Genomic DNA, 14,881 nt, shown 5'->3' with positions numbered 1-14,881 from the left:
TGGTCACCACGCTGATCAACGACGTGTACACCGCCTTGGCCGACGCTGTGGACACGGCCTGGGTTCCGGCCTCCCCGGCCCCCTTCGCCGTACGGCTAGGCGCCGTACGCCTTGAAGGCGAACACGTGCGCGTGCCGTGCCCCGTGCGTCGCGTCGATCACGAGCCGCAGGGCGCCGGTTCGTACGGGACCGCCGTCCGGGGCCTCCAGCGCGTGTACGCGGTGGCGGCGCCGGTTGTCCGTCACCGTCAGGAGGGTGTGCCAGGTACCCGCTGCGTCGCACGTCTGCACGCGGTAGTCGCGTACGAGCTCCGGCATGACCTCGTACGGTGTGCGGTGGCGGTGCAGGTTGTTGAGGTACTCGTCCACGTCGTCGTCGAACACCAGGCGAATCTCGGTGAGCTCCTGCTCGTCCTGCCAGTCGAGGCGGAGCCACCGGGCTTCGTCCTCCCCGGCGGAGGACCACATGTTCGGGCCGCCGTAGGGACGCTGGTACCCGCCCACGGCTCGTTCGGGCCGGAACGCCCTGGTGTCGGGGGCGGCCCGGAAGGCGAAGGTCTGCCGGCGCAGGCCGCGGGCCTGCCATTCCAGGACCAGCTGGCCGTCCTCCTCCGGGATGTCGTGGTCGACGCCCGCGTCCCCCTCGGCCTTCCTGCGCAGGGCGAGGACACCGTCGGTGCGTTCGGGGAGGAGGACCAGGGCCGTGCCGTCGCAGGCCCGCACGATGAGGATCGCGTTCCCGGGTGTCGCGGGCTGGTGGTCGAGGCGGGCCGTGACCCAGTGGGGGCCGCCGGGCGGGACGGTGACGGTGGTCGTGAGGAGCTGGTCGGCGGGGACCCCGTTCTCCGGCCGGCCCGTGCTCCACAGTTCCACGGTGAGCTCGCGGGAGCCGCCGTCCGGGGCACCGTGGACGAGCAGGTCGACCGTGTCGAGTGCCGGGTCGACCGGCAGCAGGAGCGCGAGGTCGCGGGTGAGGGGATACGGGGTGCCGGGCGCGTCCTGCGTGGGCTCGGCGGCCAGACGGGTCAGGCAGGAGGAGGCGGTGACACGGGCCGTGCGTGCCAGGTTGCCGGGGTCCTCGTCGGCGAGGCCTATCACGGAGGCGTCCTGGCGGAGCAGGGTGCGGTGCACCAGTTCCGGCCGCTTGGTCGCGAGTTCCCGCGGAGTGAGGTTCTCGGCGACGCACAGGGCCGCGGCGGTACCCGCGGCCTCGCCGAGTGTCGCGCAGGTGGCCATGACACGGGTGGCCCCGAAAGCGATGTGGGTGGCGGAGATGTTGCGCCCGGCGAAGTGCAGGTTCGTGACGTTCGCCGAGTAGAGGGAGCGCAGGGGGATGTGGAAGATGCCGTCCGCGTACCGCTGCCGCGCGCCGGGCTCCTCCGCGTACATGCCCTGCACGGGGTGGAGGTCGACGGACCAGCCGCCGAAGGCGATCCGGTCCTCGAACTGGCGCTGCTGGAGGATGTCCTGCTGGGTGAGGACGTGATCGCCGAGGAAGCGGCGGTACTCGCGCTTGCCGGGAAGACTGCCGACCCATTCCAGGGTGAGGTTCGCCGCGTCGGGGAACTGCCCGGAGTTCTTGATGTGGTCCCAGACCCCCATGATCACGGCCTGGAGCTCGTCGCGGATGCGCTCGTTGTCGTGGACGGTGTCGAGTTCGCCGCCCCACTCGATCCACCAGTAGTCGCAGCCGTTGTCGCCCGTGCGCAGGATGCGGTTGCGCAGGATGGGTGTGGTCGACAGGTCCTTGGCGTAGGCGGGCGGTACGAACTTCACCGGCCGGCCGGTGTCCCTGGTGTGGAAGAGGGTCGTGGAGCCGAGCAGCGCCTGGTCCGCCTCGGACGGTGCCCAGGGCTCGTCGAACTCGGCCTGCGCCTCACGGCCGATGCGGTAGCGCGCGCCGGCGAGGTGGCCGACCAGGCCGTCTCCGGTGCAGTCGAGGAACTGGCTCGCGTGGAAGGTGATGCGGCGCTCCGAGCCCATCATCCAGCCGGTGCAGGAGTGCACCTCGCGGCTGTCGGCGGGGCCGCTCGCGTCGACCTCGCGCACGTCGGTGTTGAGGTACAGGTCGATGTTCGGTTCGGCGCGGACGGCGTCGAGGACGACCTGGTCCCAGTAGTAGGGATTGCCCTCGGGGTTGCGGTACTGGTTCTCGGTGTACAGCTCGCCCATGATCCCGGTCTCGCGGGCCCAGCGGTGCACGCCGTGTGCGGTGGCGCCGCAGACCCAGACGCGGATCTCGCTGCTGGCGTTGCCGCCCAGGACCGGCCGGTTGTTGACCAGGGCGACGCGTCGGCCGAGCCGGGCCGCAGCGATGGCAGCGCAGGTCCCCGCCAGTCCGCCGCCGATCACGGCGATGTCGTAATGGACCTCTTCTTCCCGCACGGTGCGGCCTCCTTGGTGTGAAGCTCGGATACTCCCCGCCGCAGCGGAGCGGCCTTGAACGTACATCACATCCATATTGTGCAACCACTGTTCAACCAATGGGATTCGCTGTAAGTTCCGGTTGCGGCCACCGACCTGGCCGTCGTGAGCCGACGTGCAAGTTCGTGGCAGGTGGGGCGTGTTCGCCGGCCCTGCACAGAATCGGCGATTCACCGACGAAAAGGGTTGACGCCATCGCACGATATGGAGAACGATCCCGCATGCTGCAACTTGTATTCACCGCAGCAGGGACGACGTCCACGCAGGGCTCCGGCGCTCCCGCCACCATTTGAGAGGACAGACCCATGAGTACGGCCGCACCTCCCCAGAAGGCGCCCCCGCCCCGCGAGCGGACCGGGGGACGGCTCTCCAACGGTGCGTTCGCCCTGCTGCTGACGGCGCCCGGCCTCGCCCTGTTCGCGGCGATCATCTTCTACCCGCTGCTGTCGGCGCTGTTCACCGGCTTCTTCAAGCAGGATCTGCGGCTTGCGGGCCGGGAGTTCGTCGGCCTGGAGAACTTCACCTACTGGCTGGACGGCGACTTCCTCACCATCCTCGAGCAGACGCTGGTCTTCACCGTCGGCGCGACGCTCGTCCCCTTCGCGATCGGCCTCGCGCTCGCGCTCGCGCTGAACACCGGACTCAAGGGCAGCGGCTTCCTGCGCGGCCTGTTCCTGTTCCCCTGGGTGATCCCGGGCGTGGTGGTCTCCTTCCTCTGGATGTGGATCTTCAACGCGAACTACGGGGTACTCAACGGCGTCCTCATGGAGGCCGGAATCATCGACGAGTCCGTGGCCTGGCTCGGCCGGCCCGGCACCGCGATGCTCGCCGTGATCGTCACCAAGACCTGGGCCAGCTTCCCCTGGATGATGGTGATGCTCCTGGCCGGACTGCAGACCGTCCCCAAGGAGCTGCACGAGGCGGCCTCGATGGACGGGGCGGGCTCGATCCGGCGCTTCTTCGCCGTCACCTGGCCGCAGGTCCGCGGTGTCGCCTCGATCGTGCTCCTGCTGGAGTTCATCTGGAACTTCCAGCACTTCGACACCATCTACGTCCTCACCGGCGGCGGCCCCGCCGGCACCACCGAGACGTTCGCGACCGCCGTCTACCAGACCGCCTTCAAGGGCTTCGACATCGGCCGGGCCACCGCGCTGGGCGGTCTGTGGATGCTGCTCCTGCTCCTCCTCGTCGCCGTCTACCTCAGGATCACCGAGCGGAAGGGCGACGCCTGATGACCTCCACCACCTCCACCCCGCTGTCCGCCGTCGACCGGCCGCAGCCGTCCGCCACGCGGACCGGGCACAGCGCCCGGCGCCGTATGCGCAAGGACCTGCTGCGCTCGCGGATCGCCGCCTGGAGCGCGGTCGTCGTCATCGGAGCCTTCGGCCTGCTGCCGGTCTACTGGCTGCTCGCCACCGCCCTGAGCACCCCCGAGTCGACCTTCCAGTTCCCGCCGAAACTGATACCCACCGATCTCACGCTCAGCAACTTCACGGCCCTGGCCGAGAACGACCAGCTGATCAAGTACATGGTCAACTCGCTCGTCGTCGCCTCGATCACCGCCGTGCTGAGCGTGGTCGTCGCCACGTACATGGGCTACTCGTTCTCCAAGTTCCGCTACCGGGGCCGGCGGTCGCTGATGCACCTGGTGCTGGCCTCCCAGATGTTCCCCCAGGCGCTTCTGCTGGTCACGCTGTACACCGTCTTCTCCAGCTTCGGCATGCTCAACACGTACAGCGCCCTGGTGCTCTCCTTCACCACGTTCACCATGCCGCTGTGCGTCTGGATGCTGAAGGGCATCTTCGACACCATCCCGGACGCCCTGCTGGAAGCGGCGTCCATCGATGGCGCGTCCCGGTGGCGGACGCTGCACTCCATCGTGGCGCCGCTGGCCGCGCCGGGGATGATCGCCGCCGGGCTCTTCGCCTTCGTACGCGGCTGGAACGACTTCATCTTCGCCCTCACCCTGGCCGACAAGGAGAAGCAGACCCTGCCCCCCGGGCTCGTCTCCACCTACATCGGCGAATTCCAGACCGCCTGGCCGCAGTTGATGGCTGCCTCGCTCGTGGTGTCGGTCCCCGTGATCGTCGCCTTCATGTTCCTGCAGCGCTACCTCGTCGGCGGCATGACCGCCGGCTCGGTCAAGAGCTGAACCAGCAGGTTCGGCCCGCGCCCTCACGTACCTCCCCTCCCGCACACTCCCATGGAGAGATCATGACCACCTCTGGCATCAGCCGGCGCGGCGCGCTGCGCATGTTCGGTATCGGCGCGCTCGGTGTGGCGGGCGCCGGTGTGCTCGGCGCCTGCGCGCCGTCCGGCGCCGGCTCCCCGTCCAACGGCGGCGACCCGAAGTCCAAGAACTTCGACTTCACCTCCTGGTCGCTCAACGAGGAGGCCGCCAAGCCCTCGATCGAGAAGATCATCGCGGCGTGGGAGAAGGCCGAGAAGTCGAAGATCCGCGCGGTCTCGTACCCGTACAACGAGTACCTGAGCCAGCTCACCCTCAAGCTGGGCGGCGGGGAGACGACGGGCGCGGTCCACCTCGACATCGCCTGGCTCGCCGCGATGGCGCAGATGGGCAAGCTGGTCGACCTCGGATCGGTGGCCGGCAAGGGCGGCTACACGGACGTGGCGCTGAAGAGCGGCGTGTACGACGGCAAGCAGTACGGGCTGCCGTGGAACACCGGATCGATCGGTGTGATCGCCAACGCCAAGCTCCTGGAGAAGGCCGGTATCAAGCAGCACCCCACCACCGTCGAGGAGTTCGAGGCGGCGCTGCGCGAGCTGAAGGGCCTCGGCGGGGGAGTCGTGCCGTACGCCGCCGCCACCAAGGTCGCGCAGCTCAAGGACATTTTCCCGTGGATGCAGACCTTCGGGTGCAAGCTGCTCGACGGCGGGAAGGTCACGATAGGTGACGACGCCTCGGTCGACGCGGTCACCTGGTACAAGAAGCTGCACGACGAGAAGCTGATCGCCGCCGACGTGGACCGCTTCGACGCCCGCGCCCTGTTCGGGCAGGGCAAGGCCGCCTTCTACGACGACGCGATCATCGGCAAGGGCGTGACCTCCGCCCAGTCCAAGGACAAGACGCTGGCCGACGCCATGCAGCCGATGGAGCGTCCGGTGCTCAAGGCCGGTGACACACCGCAGGCGCTGCTGTGGGGCGGCGTGATCGCGATCGTGCAGGGCAAGGGGCAGGACGCGGCGACCGAGTTCGCGCTGCACACCACCACCGACCAGGCCACCACCTCCGAGTACTTCGCCGCACGTGCACTGCCGCCGTCCACCACCGCGGGTCTGGCCGCTCCCGAGGTCGCCAAGGACACCTTCACCACGGAGTGGACCGAGAAGATCACGAAGACCGCGACCGGCAGCCCGTTCTGGCAGTTCGCACAGAACGCCCAGATCGAGGAGGCCGTCGCCAAGCAGGTGCAGGCCGTCCTCGTCGGCACGGCGAAGCCGAAGGACGCGATGAAGCAGGCCGGCGAGGAGGCCGCCGCGCTCATCAAGCGCTGAGCCGAGCGCCGTGGCCCGGGCCCGGCGAGCGCGGCACGCTCTGCCTGGCCCTGGCCCTGGCGGCGAGCGCCGCATGCTTTGCCTGGCCCGGGCGCCCGGCGAGTGCCGCACCCCTTGTCCGGCCCGGGCCACGGCGAGTGCCGCACGGCTCGCCGGGCCCTGCTCCGTACCCCACCCCGCACGACGACCGCGCCGGCCGGCCTCCGGGCCGCCGCCGTCCGCGTCATCTCCCACGCCCGCACCCGCACCCGCGAAGGAGCTCATCTTGCGACGCCCCACGGTACGTATCCACACCGCCTCGGCCGCGGCCCTGGCCGCTCTCCTCCTGCCCGCACCGGCCGCAGGGGCCGACACCGCGCAGACCGCCGTCGCCGCGGCGACGGTGATCGAGAAGGTCCCGTACGCGATGGACGCGTCGAACCAGGCCGCCTGGTGGACGCCGGTCGCCACGTACAAGGGCCGCGGGCAGTACACGTACTTCGCCTTCAACGAGCCGGGATCGACGGCCGCGACGCACCGGCCCGCCATCGCACGGCGCGACCCGGACGGGCTCTGGAGCCGGCTGCCGCTGCTGAACAACGACGGGCAGCAGGCCGAGTTCCCCGACGACAACGGCCACAACCAGCCGTCGATCGCCCGTGACGGCAGCGGTCGCCTGCACGTCTTCACCTCGATGCACGCCGACTCCTGGCGCTACTTCCGCACCGAGGCCCCCGGCGGGAACGTCACCGACCACGCGTCCGAACTGCCCGACCAGGGTGTGGGCATCACCTACCCGGTCGTCACCACCGCCCCCAACGGCGACCTGTATCTGGCCGCCCGTGTCGGTACCGGCTACGACCAGCGCCCCGGCAAGCTGTACCGCTGGGACAACGCCAACTCCCGCTGGAGCGTCGTGGCGACCTTCGCGAGCGCGCTGTACCGCTCCGTGTACCCCGACGACCTCACGGTGGACCCCTCCGGCCGCGTGCACCTCCTCTACGAGTGGGCCAAGGCGCCGGCCACCGCGTTCCGCCACCAGCTCTCGTACCTGTCGTACGACCCGTCGACCGGAGCCTTCGCGGACAGTACGAACACGACCGTCACCACCCCGGTGACGCCCGCCACCTCCGACGTCGTCCAGGACCTCACCACGGGCGAGGAGTGGAGCGCCGACAACGCGTACACCGGCCCCGCGGTACAGAGCGCCAAGCTCACCCTCGACGGCTCCACCCCGAAGATCGCCTACCGCTACCGCTCGGCCGACAGCGGTGGTCACTTCCGCGTGTACTACGCCTATCCGAGCGGTGGCGGCTGGACCGGCAAGACCGTGTACGCCGGCGGACAGACTGCGGCCGCCCTCGGCATCACCTGGGACGAGACGGACACCAAGCGGGTCTACTACGTGACCACCTCGGGCACCGACCGTGTCTTCTCGGCGACCCAGTCGGCGGACGGGGCCTGGACCGCGCAGCCTGCCGCGCCGGGTGTGAGCGCGGACCGGCTCGCGGTGCGACGGGACTCGGACGGCCGCGATGTGCTCTACCTGCCGGATACCGCCCACAACGCCTTGTATTACGCGACGCGCTGAGTGCTTCTTCCGTTCGCCGCCGTCGGTACGGAGGTGAGGCCGCGGTCTGCGGGACGGCTGAACCCTCCGGCCCGGCGAAAGGGGGTACACAGGCGGTGCCACCTGCCGGAACCGGATCTTCGTGCTCCGCGTCTGAGGTGGCATGCGGGGGACACACAGAATTCTTGCCATGCTCGTCGCGCTGTTCGCGCTGCAGCTCGGCTCACTGATCGCACCGGCGTACGCGTGTGGCTGCGGAGCCATGATCCCGGACCGGAACCAGCACATCGGCGTGGACCGGGAGAGGTCCGCCGTGCGCTGGGACGGCCGTACGGAAGAGATCGTCATGCGCTTCACCGTGCGGGGGACTGCCGAGCGGGCCGCCTGGATCATGCCCGTACCAGGCCGCGCCGACGTCGAACTCGGCGACGCGGAGCTTTTCGACGAGCTCCAACACCTCACCCGCCCGGAACACAAGGACCGGCACTACTTCTGGCCGCGCGGTAAGGACTGGCCATTCGCCGGTGGCGCCTCGGACGGCGCGGGAGCCGCACCGCCCCGCGCCGGCGCGGTCGGGGTCACCGGCCGCGAGCGACTCGGCCCCTTCGACGTGGCACGCCTCACCGCCACCGATCCGAAGGCACTCAGCGGCTGGCTGGAGAAGAACGGGTTCGAGCTGTCCGACGGGCTCGCGGCCGAACTGCAGCCCTACGTCGAGCAGAAGTGGGAGTACGTCGCGGTGCGCCTCGCGCCCGACTCGGACGGCACAACGCTCCGGGGCGAGCTCGATCCGCTGCGAATCAGCTTCGCCAGCGAGCGGCTGATCTATCCCATGCGGCTCTCTCGTCTCGCCAGGACCCCCCAGTCGCTCGGCCTGTACGTCCTCGCCGACCACCGCATGGAACCACGCGACGACATCGGTGGACAGGCGCCCGAGGTGACTTTCGCCGGCCCGATCGAGCCGGAGGGTGCGGTTGCCGCGCTGACGGGCGGCGATGGGCCGGTGTACCTGACCGCGATCGAGCAGTCGTTCCCCTCCCCGTCGCGGATCGACGGCGACCACGAGCTGACGACGGCGGCCGCCGACACCCCGTACCGGGAAGTGGTCCACCACGACCGGATCCTCACGGTCGGCGGCGGAATCCCGGTCTGGTTCCTCGCGGTGGCGGGCGTGCTGCTCGCGGCCGTCGGGTCGGTCATCGCGGTACATGTCCAGCGGCGGCGCCCTGCGGCACGTCCGGCCGCATGAACCAGGACTTCAGGACACGGTCATCCGTAGCGGCGGGTGCTCGAGCACGTGGGGCGGCGCGGTGTGCGGGAGCGACGGCAAGGCCGGCAGGGCGCCCGTAGCCGCCGGGCCGGTCGCCGCGCGGGGTGACGCCCACCTGGCCATCAATCTGCCGCAGCCCTCCGCCGGCCCTCAGCCCCCGCCTTGCGCCGAAGCGGTCTCCTGCATGCGGGCGGGGTGGGTTGGCCGGTGCTTACGGGCTGCACGTGGGCAGAACGGTGGTCAGCTGGGTCAGGTGGTCGGGGTGGACGCGGATTCCAGGGAGCCAGAACTGCTCCTTGTGGTGCGTGATCCGGATCCAGATGCTGGTGTGTTTGTGGTTCTCGTCGGTGACGGTGACGCCGTTGGCGACGGTGCAGGTCGCCTGGAGCAGGTCGTGGTGCCAGACGCGACCCGCGGAGTTGGCGGTGTTGTAGGGGCGGTAAGGGCTGTGGGCCAGAGAGAGTGCGCAGAAGGGTGTACGGGGTGTTTGGCAGGCCTTCTCGACGTTGTGGACCAGAACGCCGACGTGGCTGTTCCCGCCGGCCCCATGTCTCGGCCCCTGGGTGCCTTGCGTCAGGGAGTCGGCACCTGGCGTGGCTGGCGAGGGCAGCAGGAGGACGCCGGCCACCACGGCGCCCGCGATGCCGACCATGGCGACAGCGCCTCTCCCGGTCACGCGTCCGCGAGGTCCGGGCAGTTCGTGCCACCTCTGCCACCACGCCGGACCGCGCATGCGTGACGGGTCGGCGTCGTCGGCGGCCGTCTCGAGTGTGGCGCTGGTGTTCGCCGCAGCGTCGTGATCGTCAAGCGGTGTGCTTTCGGTCGCTTCCCACAGGACCCGGTACGGAGTGGGGTCTGCCTTCAACGCCCTGCACAGGTCTCTGACCGCGGGCCAAGGCGGCACGGTTTCGCCTCGGAAGTAGCGGGACAGCGAGGAGTCGCTGATACGGACCTCGGCTTCGAGGCTGCGCAAGGGGCGCCCCGACTGCTGCTGGAGGTTTCGCAGCGCTGCACCCAGTTCTCGTGCTGCCGCACGATGGTCGGGCTGTTGGCCGGTCATCGAGATCGGGGCCCTTTCGTGGAGCCGGGGGGATGTGTCCCGCCGGCGTTCCCATGTCCCGGGATACGTACATCCCAGCAGGTCAGGACTGTATTTATCCCGATATCTCTGAAGCAAGCGGGATTTGGTGAGTCAGGTGCCGGTTCCCGTGCAAACTCTGCGTACCGGCCGAGAGCAGATCACCCCCAGGGGTGAGCGTGCCGGTGGTCGTGGCCTGCCGGCGGATGTCGCAGGGCCCGGCCTCACACCCCTACCGAAAGGATCTGCAACATGCGTGTACGCATCGCACTGTCCGCTTTCACCGCGATCACGGTGGCCGGGCTCGGCCTCAGCGTGGTCGCGCCGGCCGTCGCGGCATCCGGTTCCACGTCCCAGCGGGTATCCACGGTGCAGGCAGCCGAAGGGCTCGACGTCCACCGCGAGAAGTTCATGACCCTGAACGGCTGCCAGACGGCCGGCCAGCAGGGCATCGAGCGTGGGCACTGGGACCGCTACCAGTGTGCCGAGGGCTCCGCCTGGCCGTGGGTGTGGAACCTGTGGACCAACCGCTGAGCACCTGACCAGCCCGCCGTCGGTGTCCTCCTCATCACCCAGGAGGAGGGCACCGACGGCACCGCAGGCATTGCGGGCACTCCTGAAGCGAGCTGAGCGCGCCAGGCGCTCGACGCGAGCCTGACCGTCTGGACGGGCGGCTCCGCGACGGAAGTTGACGATTGCATCAGTTGGGTGGCCGAGACGGGTGCCCACGGAATGGCCGCCGTATGGCCGGTCCGCAACTCCACCCGTGAGCACCGCCTCGGCCCCGGCGTGTGTCAGACCGGGACGACCGCCCCTTCGCTTTCAACCACTCGAACGACGTGCGCCCACTCGGTGAACGGCCAGTCGTGCGTTCCCCACGGGGTTCCTGCTGACTCAGGCCCAGGCTCCGGCGCGCCTGTCCGGAGTCCGACTCCGTCCATCTCGTCATGCAACCGGGGCAGTCATGTGCCCACGCTGACGCGGCAAGTCACCGACAGGCTGTGGATTGCGGCCGTCGGAGGGACGGGCCGGCGGGTCCGGGTCCGCCGGAGAGCGACTCCGGCGGAACGACACGGAGCTGCGCCTGGAGACCCCGGCGCCGGCTGAGGGGCGGGTGTGGGTCGTAGAGGGTTCGTCACGGAGCATCGCGTCGAGCCGTGTGACCAGCTTCGGCGAGAACGGTGTGCAGTCACCGGTGCGGGCGGGCGAGCGGCCACCGGCCCTTCTTCACTCGAGCACCGGGTCTTCCCGCGACGCCCTGGCCGACTCCTACGCTGAAGGCGGCGGCCAGGGCCGTTCTCACGGGCTGTCCGGACCAGCGCCAGTCACGGCGGATGCCGCACAGCACGTGAGCCTCCGCGGATCAGACGGGGCAAGGACGGTATTCGAGGCTCAGCTCGCGGTCGACGGCGTAGCTGGTGCGCATCGATGCGTCGGTGACCTTCTCCCAGGAGCCGTACTTGACGTAGAGCTGGTCGGCGGTGGGTCCGAGGGGGTTGCCGTACTTTTCGCGGTTGCGCCGCTCCAGGACCGCGACCTCTTCCGGGGTCATACCCGCGCGGGTGATCTCTTTGGCCTGGTTACGCATGTCGACGAGCTCTCCGGCGATCTCCTCTTCGGAGGCCCCGGCTTCGCGCATGGCGGCTTCGGTGCGGTGCATGTCCTCCAGAAGGGTGTGGTAACGCATCCGGGTTCGCTGGGCCTCGACCTTCTGGTCCATCGGCAGGACGCGGATACGGCAGACGACCGGGTCGGCGCTGGGGCACGGATCGTTGTCGGCCACCCGTGGGGCCAGCGGCGCGGTGATGACCGAACCGCAGGGCTCGGCTGTGGCGGCCACTGACACGGCCGCGGTCGACAACAGTGTGACGGCACTCAGGACGGGGAGCAGCGCGCGAAGCGGCCGTGAGGGAGAGAGACGCATGGCGCGCATCCTGGCGGGGTCGCCTCGAAGGCTCCTCCCGAACACACCGGTGATCACTCGATCAACTCGGGAAATGCCGTGGTGTTTCCCTCAGTGAGCGGAGCGGAGCGGAGGTGGGGCGGAGGTGGGGCGGGCGCAGGGCCGAAGGGCCGCACCGTGCGGAACCGTGCGAAGCGGCAGTCCTTCCACGGTGTTTCGACGCCGAGGTCGAAGTACTGACTCATCGCGGCACCTTTCAGCTGGTCATGACAGGCCGGCGTATCCAGCCAAATCGGTGCCGTCGTCAGAGTCGGGCCGGAGTCAGGTGGCAGATGAGAGACGCGGCTATGCCGACGAACTCCCGGGCCCTCGGTAGGGCACGCACCGAACCGAGGTGGGCCACCGCACCTCATCGGGCCGACCGCGAGCGGGCGTGCAAGGTCGGGCCGGTGTCAGCAGTCGAACACCGACCAGCAGATGTCGTTGCGCAGCCGCTGGTCGTCCCGCACGAGCTCGCGGATGGCCTCCGGGAGCTGATCGCGCTGCCACTGGCACTCGAGGCGCCCCGCCGTCTCACTCTCGTCCTGCGGCGCCGCCGCACGTGCGGCCTTGATCGCGTAGGCGGCCGCACCGAGTTCATGAGCGGCGACATGGGCGACCGCCCCCGCCTGGCCGGCTGCGTACGCCGCGTGCCGTGCCGCCCCGCGCAGGTCTCTGGCAGCACCCATCGCGTGGCCGCCCGCGGCGCGAGCCTCCATCATCCTGACCTCGCCACGCACCCATGCCCGGGCGTGTTCGATCGCCTGGCGTGGCCGCCGGTCGTCGGGTCGGACGGCCTCGAAGAGATGCAGGACGTGCTCCGCACACGAGGCGGCCCACAGGGCGAGGAGGTGGTGATCCGCGTCGGTGAGCGTCCCGCCCCGGCGGATCGTCACGAAGCGGGGGTCCCGGACCTTCGGGAGGATCATGACGTGCGGTCCTTCCTGGGCGCATGGGCGCCACTCGCTGCGATGGGATGGCCGAGCGGACTCATCGTAGGGGTGGGGAAACGCGCTCCATGGGGGCCCGCCGACCCGTGTGGAGCCGGTGAACGGCCTCGGCGGGCGTCATCTCCGGTGTCGTCGTGACTACTTCAGGCGTCTCCCATGACCAGACCCTCGATGGTGTGCTTCTGCGTCATGGGCGTCAGTTCGTCCACGACGGGGCAGTCGAGGTGCCGGCGCACCCGCGCGGGCAGCCCGTCCCAGTAGGCGCGGGTGACAGCGGTGTCGTGGCGGTCGCCGTTGTTCGCCTCCGGTCCGTCCACCCCCAGGACCAGGACGGGGCGGGTTGCGGTGGAGTGGTTCGTCGTCCCGCGATGGATCGTCAAGGCGGTCCGGGCCGAGATGTCGCCGCGCCGGGGATACTTGCGGACCGCTCGCTCCTGGTAGCGGGCGTAGTGCGACTTGGGCGGGAACATGCCGTGCTCGAACTCGGGACCGTCGTCCCACTGAGTGCCCAGCGCGATCTCGAACGGCCCCATGTCCTCGGCCGTGTCGACGGTGGTCACGTTGAAGGCGAGCGAGGTGAGGCGCCGTTCGAGACGGGTTTCGTCGGGGACGGGGAAGTCGCGGTGCCACGGCTGATTGACGGCGCCCTCCAGCGGGACGTCGAATCCGAGCTCGACGATGCGGTAGTCCGGCCCCAGTGTCGCGGCGCACAGGGAGCGTACCCAGGGGTGTTCCACCAGCTCCGTGAACCCCCTGATCTGCTCGGGGTGGATCTCGACGTAGAACCGGTTGGGGCCGCGTCCGACAGCGCCGCCGGGGCGACCCATGGCTTCCTCGAACGCCGTGTTCACGTCCTCGCCCAGCCGATCCGCCCACGCCTCGCTGAAGGCGCCCTTGCGCGCGGTGATGCCGTCCCTGTACAGGGCCTCCACGTCCGGGGACACGTCGACGTCCAGTTCGCGCACGTCGATGCCCGGGAAAGTCTGCACGTTCATGTCGCTTCTCCTCGCGCTGTGATGACTGCGACCATGCTGCAACGTGGAATGCGACGTTGCAATAGTCTCCTCCGAGATTCTGGTGCCGTTGATCGTCGCGTGGGAGGATGGGCCCGTGAGTAGCCGTCTGAAGGACGTCGCCGCCCTCGCCGGGGTATCGACACGCACTGTTTCCAACGTCGTCAGTGGCACGGGAGCCGTGGCCGAGGAGACGCGTGCGCGGGTCCAGTCGGCCCTGGACGAGCTGGGGTACCGTCCGAACGTCGCCGCCCGGAACCTGCGCGCCGGCCGTACCGGGCTGATCGGCCTGGCCATTCCTGAACTCCACTCGCCTTACTTCGGCGAGCTCGCCGGAATGATCGTCGAAGCCGCCCAGCAGCGCTCGTGGACCGTCGTCATCGATCAGACCTTCGGAGACCGGGAGGCGGAGAGAAGGCTGCTGGAGGGAACCGGCGGCCGTCTGGTCGACGGCCTCATCATCAGCCCGTGGGCCCTCGGCCCGGAGGAACTGACGGGCCGTGCCCGGGATGTGCCGGTCGTGCTGCTCGGCGAGCAGCAGGCCCATGGGGTCGCGGACCGCGTCGCCGTCGACAACGTCCTCGCCGCCGATGAAGCCACGACGCACCTGCTGTCGACCGGACGCCGGCGCGTCGCCGCGATCGGCGTGCAGCCCCACCTGCGCAACGAGACCGCGCGGCAACGGCTGTCCGGCTACCGACAAGCATTGCGGCGCGCGGGGCTGCCGCCCGAGCCCGCTCTGGAACGGTCCGTGACGACCCTGCACCGCAAGGACGGAGCGGAGGCGATGTCCGCCCTCCTGGAGAGTGACGAGCGGCCCGACGCCGTCTTCGCGTTCAGCGACGAACTCGCTCTGGGCGCGCTTCATGTCGCCGTCGAGCGAGGTGTGCGGGTCCCGGAGGACCTCGCCGTGGTGGGGTTCGACGGGATCGAGGACGGGCGGTACGCCAATCCGTCCCTGACCACCGTGGTCCCGGACAAGCAGCAGATCGCCGAGCGCGCCCTGCAATGCCTCGCGGACCGTATCTACAGCCCCGCCTCAACGGTGCCGCCCCTCGACATCGTCATCCCCCACCACCTCGACATCCGCGCCAGCAGCGGCCGGACGGGCTGACGAGGGCGGACCGGCCGCGCGCCTCC

Annotated in this window: 12 protein-coding genes and 1 pseudogene; 7 read left to right on the top strand and 6 right to left on the bottom strand. The window is 69.8% G+C overall.

The window, feature by feature from the left end; translation table 11 throughout:
- Positions 1 to 95: 95 nt before the first annotated feature.
- Positions 96 to 2,384: an FAD-dependent oxidoreductase gene (locus ACWCQM_RS37625; protein WP_450919577.1), complete on the bottom strand. Its 2,289-nt coding sequence runs from the start codon at positions 2,382 to 2,384 to the stop codon at positions 96 to 98.
- A gap of 344 nt (positions 2,385 to 2,728) precedes the next feature.
- On the opposite strand from ACWCQM_RS37625, the gene ACWCQM_RS37620 reads away from it, so the two are divergent.
- From ACWCQM_RS37620 to ACWCQM_RS37600, 5 genes are all read left to right on the top strand, one after another.
- The gene (locus ACWCQM_RS37620; RefSeq protein ID WP_450919576.1) at positions 2,729 to 3,655 is read left to right on the top strand and encodes a carbohydrate ABC transporter permease; all 927 of its coding nucleotides are present in this window, start codon (positions 2,729 to 2,731) and stop codon (positions 3,653 to 3,655) included.
- A complete protein-coding gene (locus tag ACWCQM_RS37615) occupies positions 3,655 to 4,575 on the top strand; it encodes a carbohydrate ABC transporter permease (RefSeq protein WP_450919575.1) in 921 nt (306 codons plus the stop codon). Before ACWCQM_RS37620 ends, ACWCQM_RS37615 begins: the two co-directional genes overlap by 1 nt.
- 62 nt (positions 4,576 to 4,637) lie before the next feature.
- The gene (locus ACWCQM_RS37610; protein WP_450919574.1) at positions 4,638 to 5,939 is read left to right on the top strand and encodes a sugar ABC transporter substrate-binding protein; all 1,302 of its coding nucleotides are present in this window, start codon (positions 4,638 to 4,640) and stop codon (positions 5,937 to 5,939) included.
- Positions 5,940 to 6,204: 265 nt separating this feature from the next.
- Positions 6,205 to 7,509, top strand: coding sequence for a BNR-4 repeat-containing protein (locus tag ACWCQM_RS37605; RefSeq protein ID WP_450919573.1), 1,305 nt, complete (start codon positions 6,205 to 6,207; stop codon positions 7,507 to 7,509).
- Between the two features lie 169 nt (positions 7,510 to 7,678).
- On the top strand, positions 7,679 to 8,737 hold the full coding sequence (locus ACWCQM_RS37600; RefSeq protein ID WP_450919572.1) for a DUF2330 domain-containing protein: 1,059 nt from the start codon (positions 7,679 to 7,681) through the stop codon (positions 8,735 to 8,737).
- 232 nt (positions 8,738 to 8,969) lie between these two features.
- Here the strand turns inward: ACWCQM_RS37600 and ACWCQM_RS37595 are convergent, their stop codons facing one another.
- Complete coding sequence (locus ACWCQM_RS37595) at positions 8,970 to 9,434, bottom strand: hypothetical protein (RefSeq protein ID WP_450919583.1); 465 nt, start codon at positions 9,432 to 9,434, stop codon at positions 8,970 to 8,972.
- A 231-nt stretch (positions 9,435 to 9,665) separates the two neighbouring features.
- Positions 9,666 to 9,818 (bottom strand): annotated as a pseudogene (locus tag ACWCQM_RS37590) (helix-turn-helix domain-containing protein); the annotation flags it as partial.
- A 270-nt stretch (positions 9,819 to 10,088) separates the two neighbouring features.
- Here ACWCQM_RS37590 and ACWCQM_RS37585 point away from each other — a divergent pair.
- Positions 10,089 to 10,370 carry a hypothetical protein gene (locus ACWCQM_RS37585; RefSeq protein ID WP_450919571.1) on the top strand — a complete coding sequence of 94 codons (282 nt, stop codon included), beginning with the start codon at positions 10,089 to 10,091 and terminating at the stop codon, positions 10,368 to 10,370.
- Positions 10,371 to 11,199: 829 nt separating this feature from the next.
- On the opposite strand, the gene ACWCQM_RS37580 is transcribed toward ACWCQM_RS37585, so the two are convergent.
- The 3 genes from ACWCQM_RS37580 to ACWCQM_RS37570 form a co-directional block, all read right to left on the bottom strand.
- Positions 11,200 to 11,760, bottom strand: a complete 561-nt coding sequence (locus tag ACWCQM_RS37580; RefSeq protein ID WP_450919570.1) for a hypothetical protein — start codon at positions 11,758 to 11,760, stop codon at positions 11,200 to 11,202.
- 431 nt (positions 11,761 to 12,191) lie between these two features.
- On the bottom strand, positions 12,192 to 12,707 hold the full coding sequence (locus ACWCQM_RS37575; RefSeq protein ID WP_450919569.1) for a putative immunity protein: 516 nt from the start codon (positions 12,705 to 12,707) through the stop codon (positions 12,192 to 12,194).
- A 164-nt stretch (positions 12,708 to 12,871) separates the two neighbouring features.
- On the bottom strand, positions 12,872 to 13,723 hold the full coding sequence (locus ACWCQM_RS37570) for a phytanoyl-CoA dioxygenase family protein (protein ID WP_450919568.1): 852 nt from the start codon (positions 13,721 to 13,723) through the stop codon (positions 12,872 to 12,874).
- A 115-nt stretch (positions 13,724 to 13,838) separates the two neighbouring features.
- Here ACWCQM_RS37570 and ACWCQM_RS37565 point away from each other — a divergent pair, with 115 nt between their 5' ends.
- Positions 13,839 to 14,855, top strand: a complete 1,017-nt coding sequence (locus ACWCQM_RS37565) for a LacI family DNA-binding transcriptional regulator (RefSeq protein ID WP_450919567.1) — start codon at positions 13,839 to 13,841, stop codon at positions 14,853 to 14,855.
- The last annotated feature ends 26 nt before the right edge of the window (positions 14,856 to 14,881 follow it).

It is taken from the genome of Streptomyces sp. NPDC002125 (assembly GCF_053593715.1).
This window is presented reverse-complemented; position numbering and strand designations above follow the sequence as displayed.

Excerpts from the sequence above, each read along its gene's own strand:
- ACWCQM_RS37620 (WP_450919576.1), top strand. The coding sequence starts at position 2,729 with ATGAGTACGGCCGCACCTCCCCAGAAGGCGCCCCCGCCCCGCGAGCGG.
- ACWCQM_RS37615 (WP_450919575.1), top strand. The coding sequence starts at position 3,655 with ATGACCTCCACCACCTCCACCCCGCTGTCCGCCGTCGACCGGCCGCAG.
- ACWCQM_RS37610 (WP_450919574.1), top strand. The coding sequence starts at position 4,638 with ATGACCACCTCTGGCATCAGCCGGCGCGGCGCGCTGCGCATGTTCGGT.
- ACWCQM_RS37600 (WP_450919572.1), top strand. The coding sequence starts at position 7,679 with ATGCTCGTCGCGCTGTTCGCGCTGCAGCTCGGCTCACTGATCGCACCG.
- ACWCQM_RS37585 (WP_450919571.1), top strand. The coding sequence starts at position 10,089 with ATGCGTGTACGCATCGCACTGTCCGCTTTCACCGCGATCACGGTGGCC.
- ACWCQM_RS37580 (WP_450919570.1), bottom strand. The coding sequence starts at position 11,760 with ATGCGTCTCTCTCCCTCACGGCCGCTTCGCGCGCTGCTCCCCGTCCTG.
- ACWCQM_RS37575 (WP_450919569.1), bottom strand. The coding sequence starts at position 12,707 with ATGATCCTCCCGAAGGTCCGGGACCCCCGCTTCGTGACGATCCGCCGG.
- ACWCQM_RS37570 (WP_450919568.1), bottom strand. The coding sequence starts at position 13,723 with ATGAACGTGCAGACTTTCCCGGGCATCGACGTGCGCGAACTGGACGTC.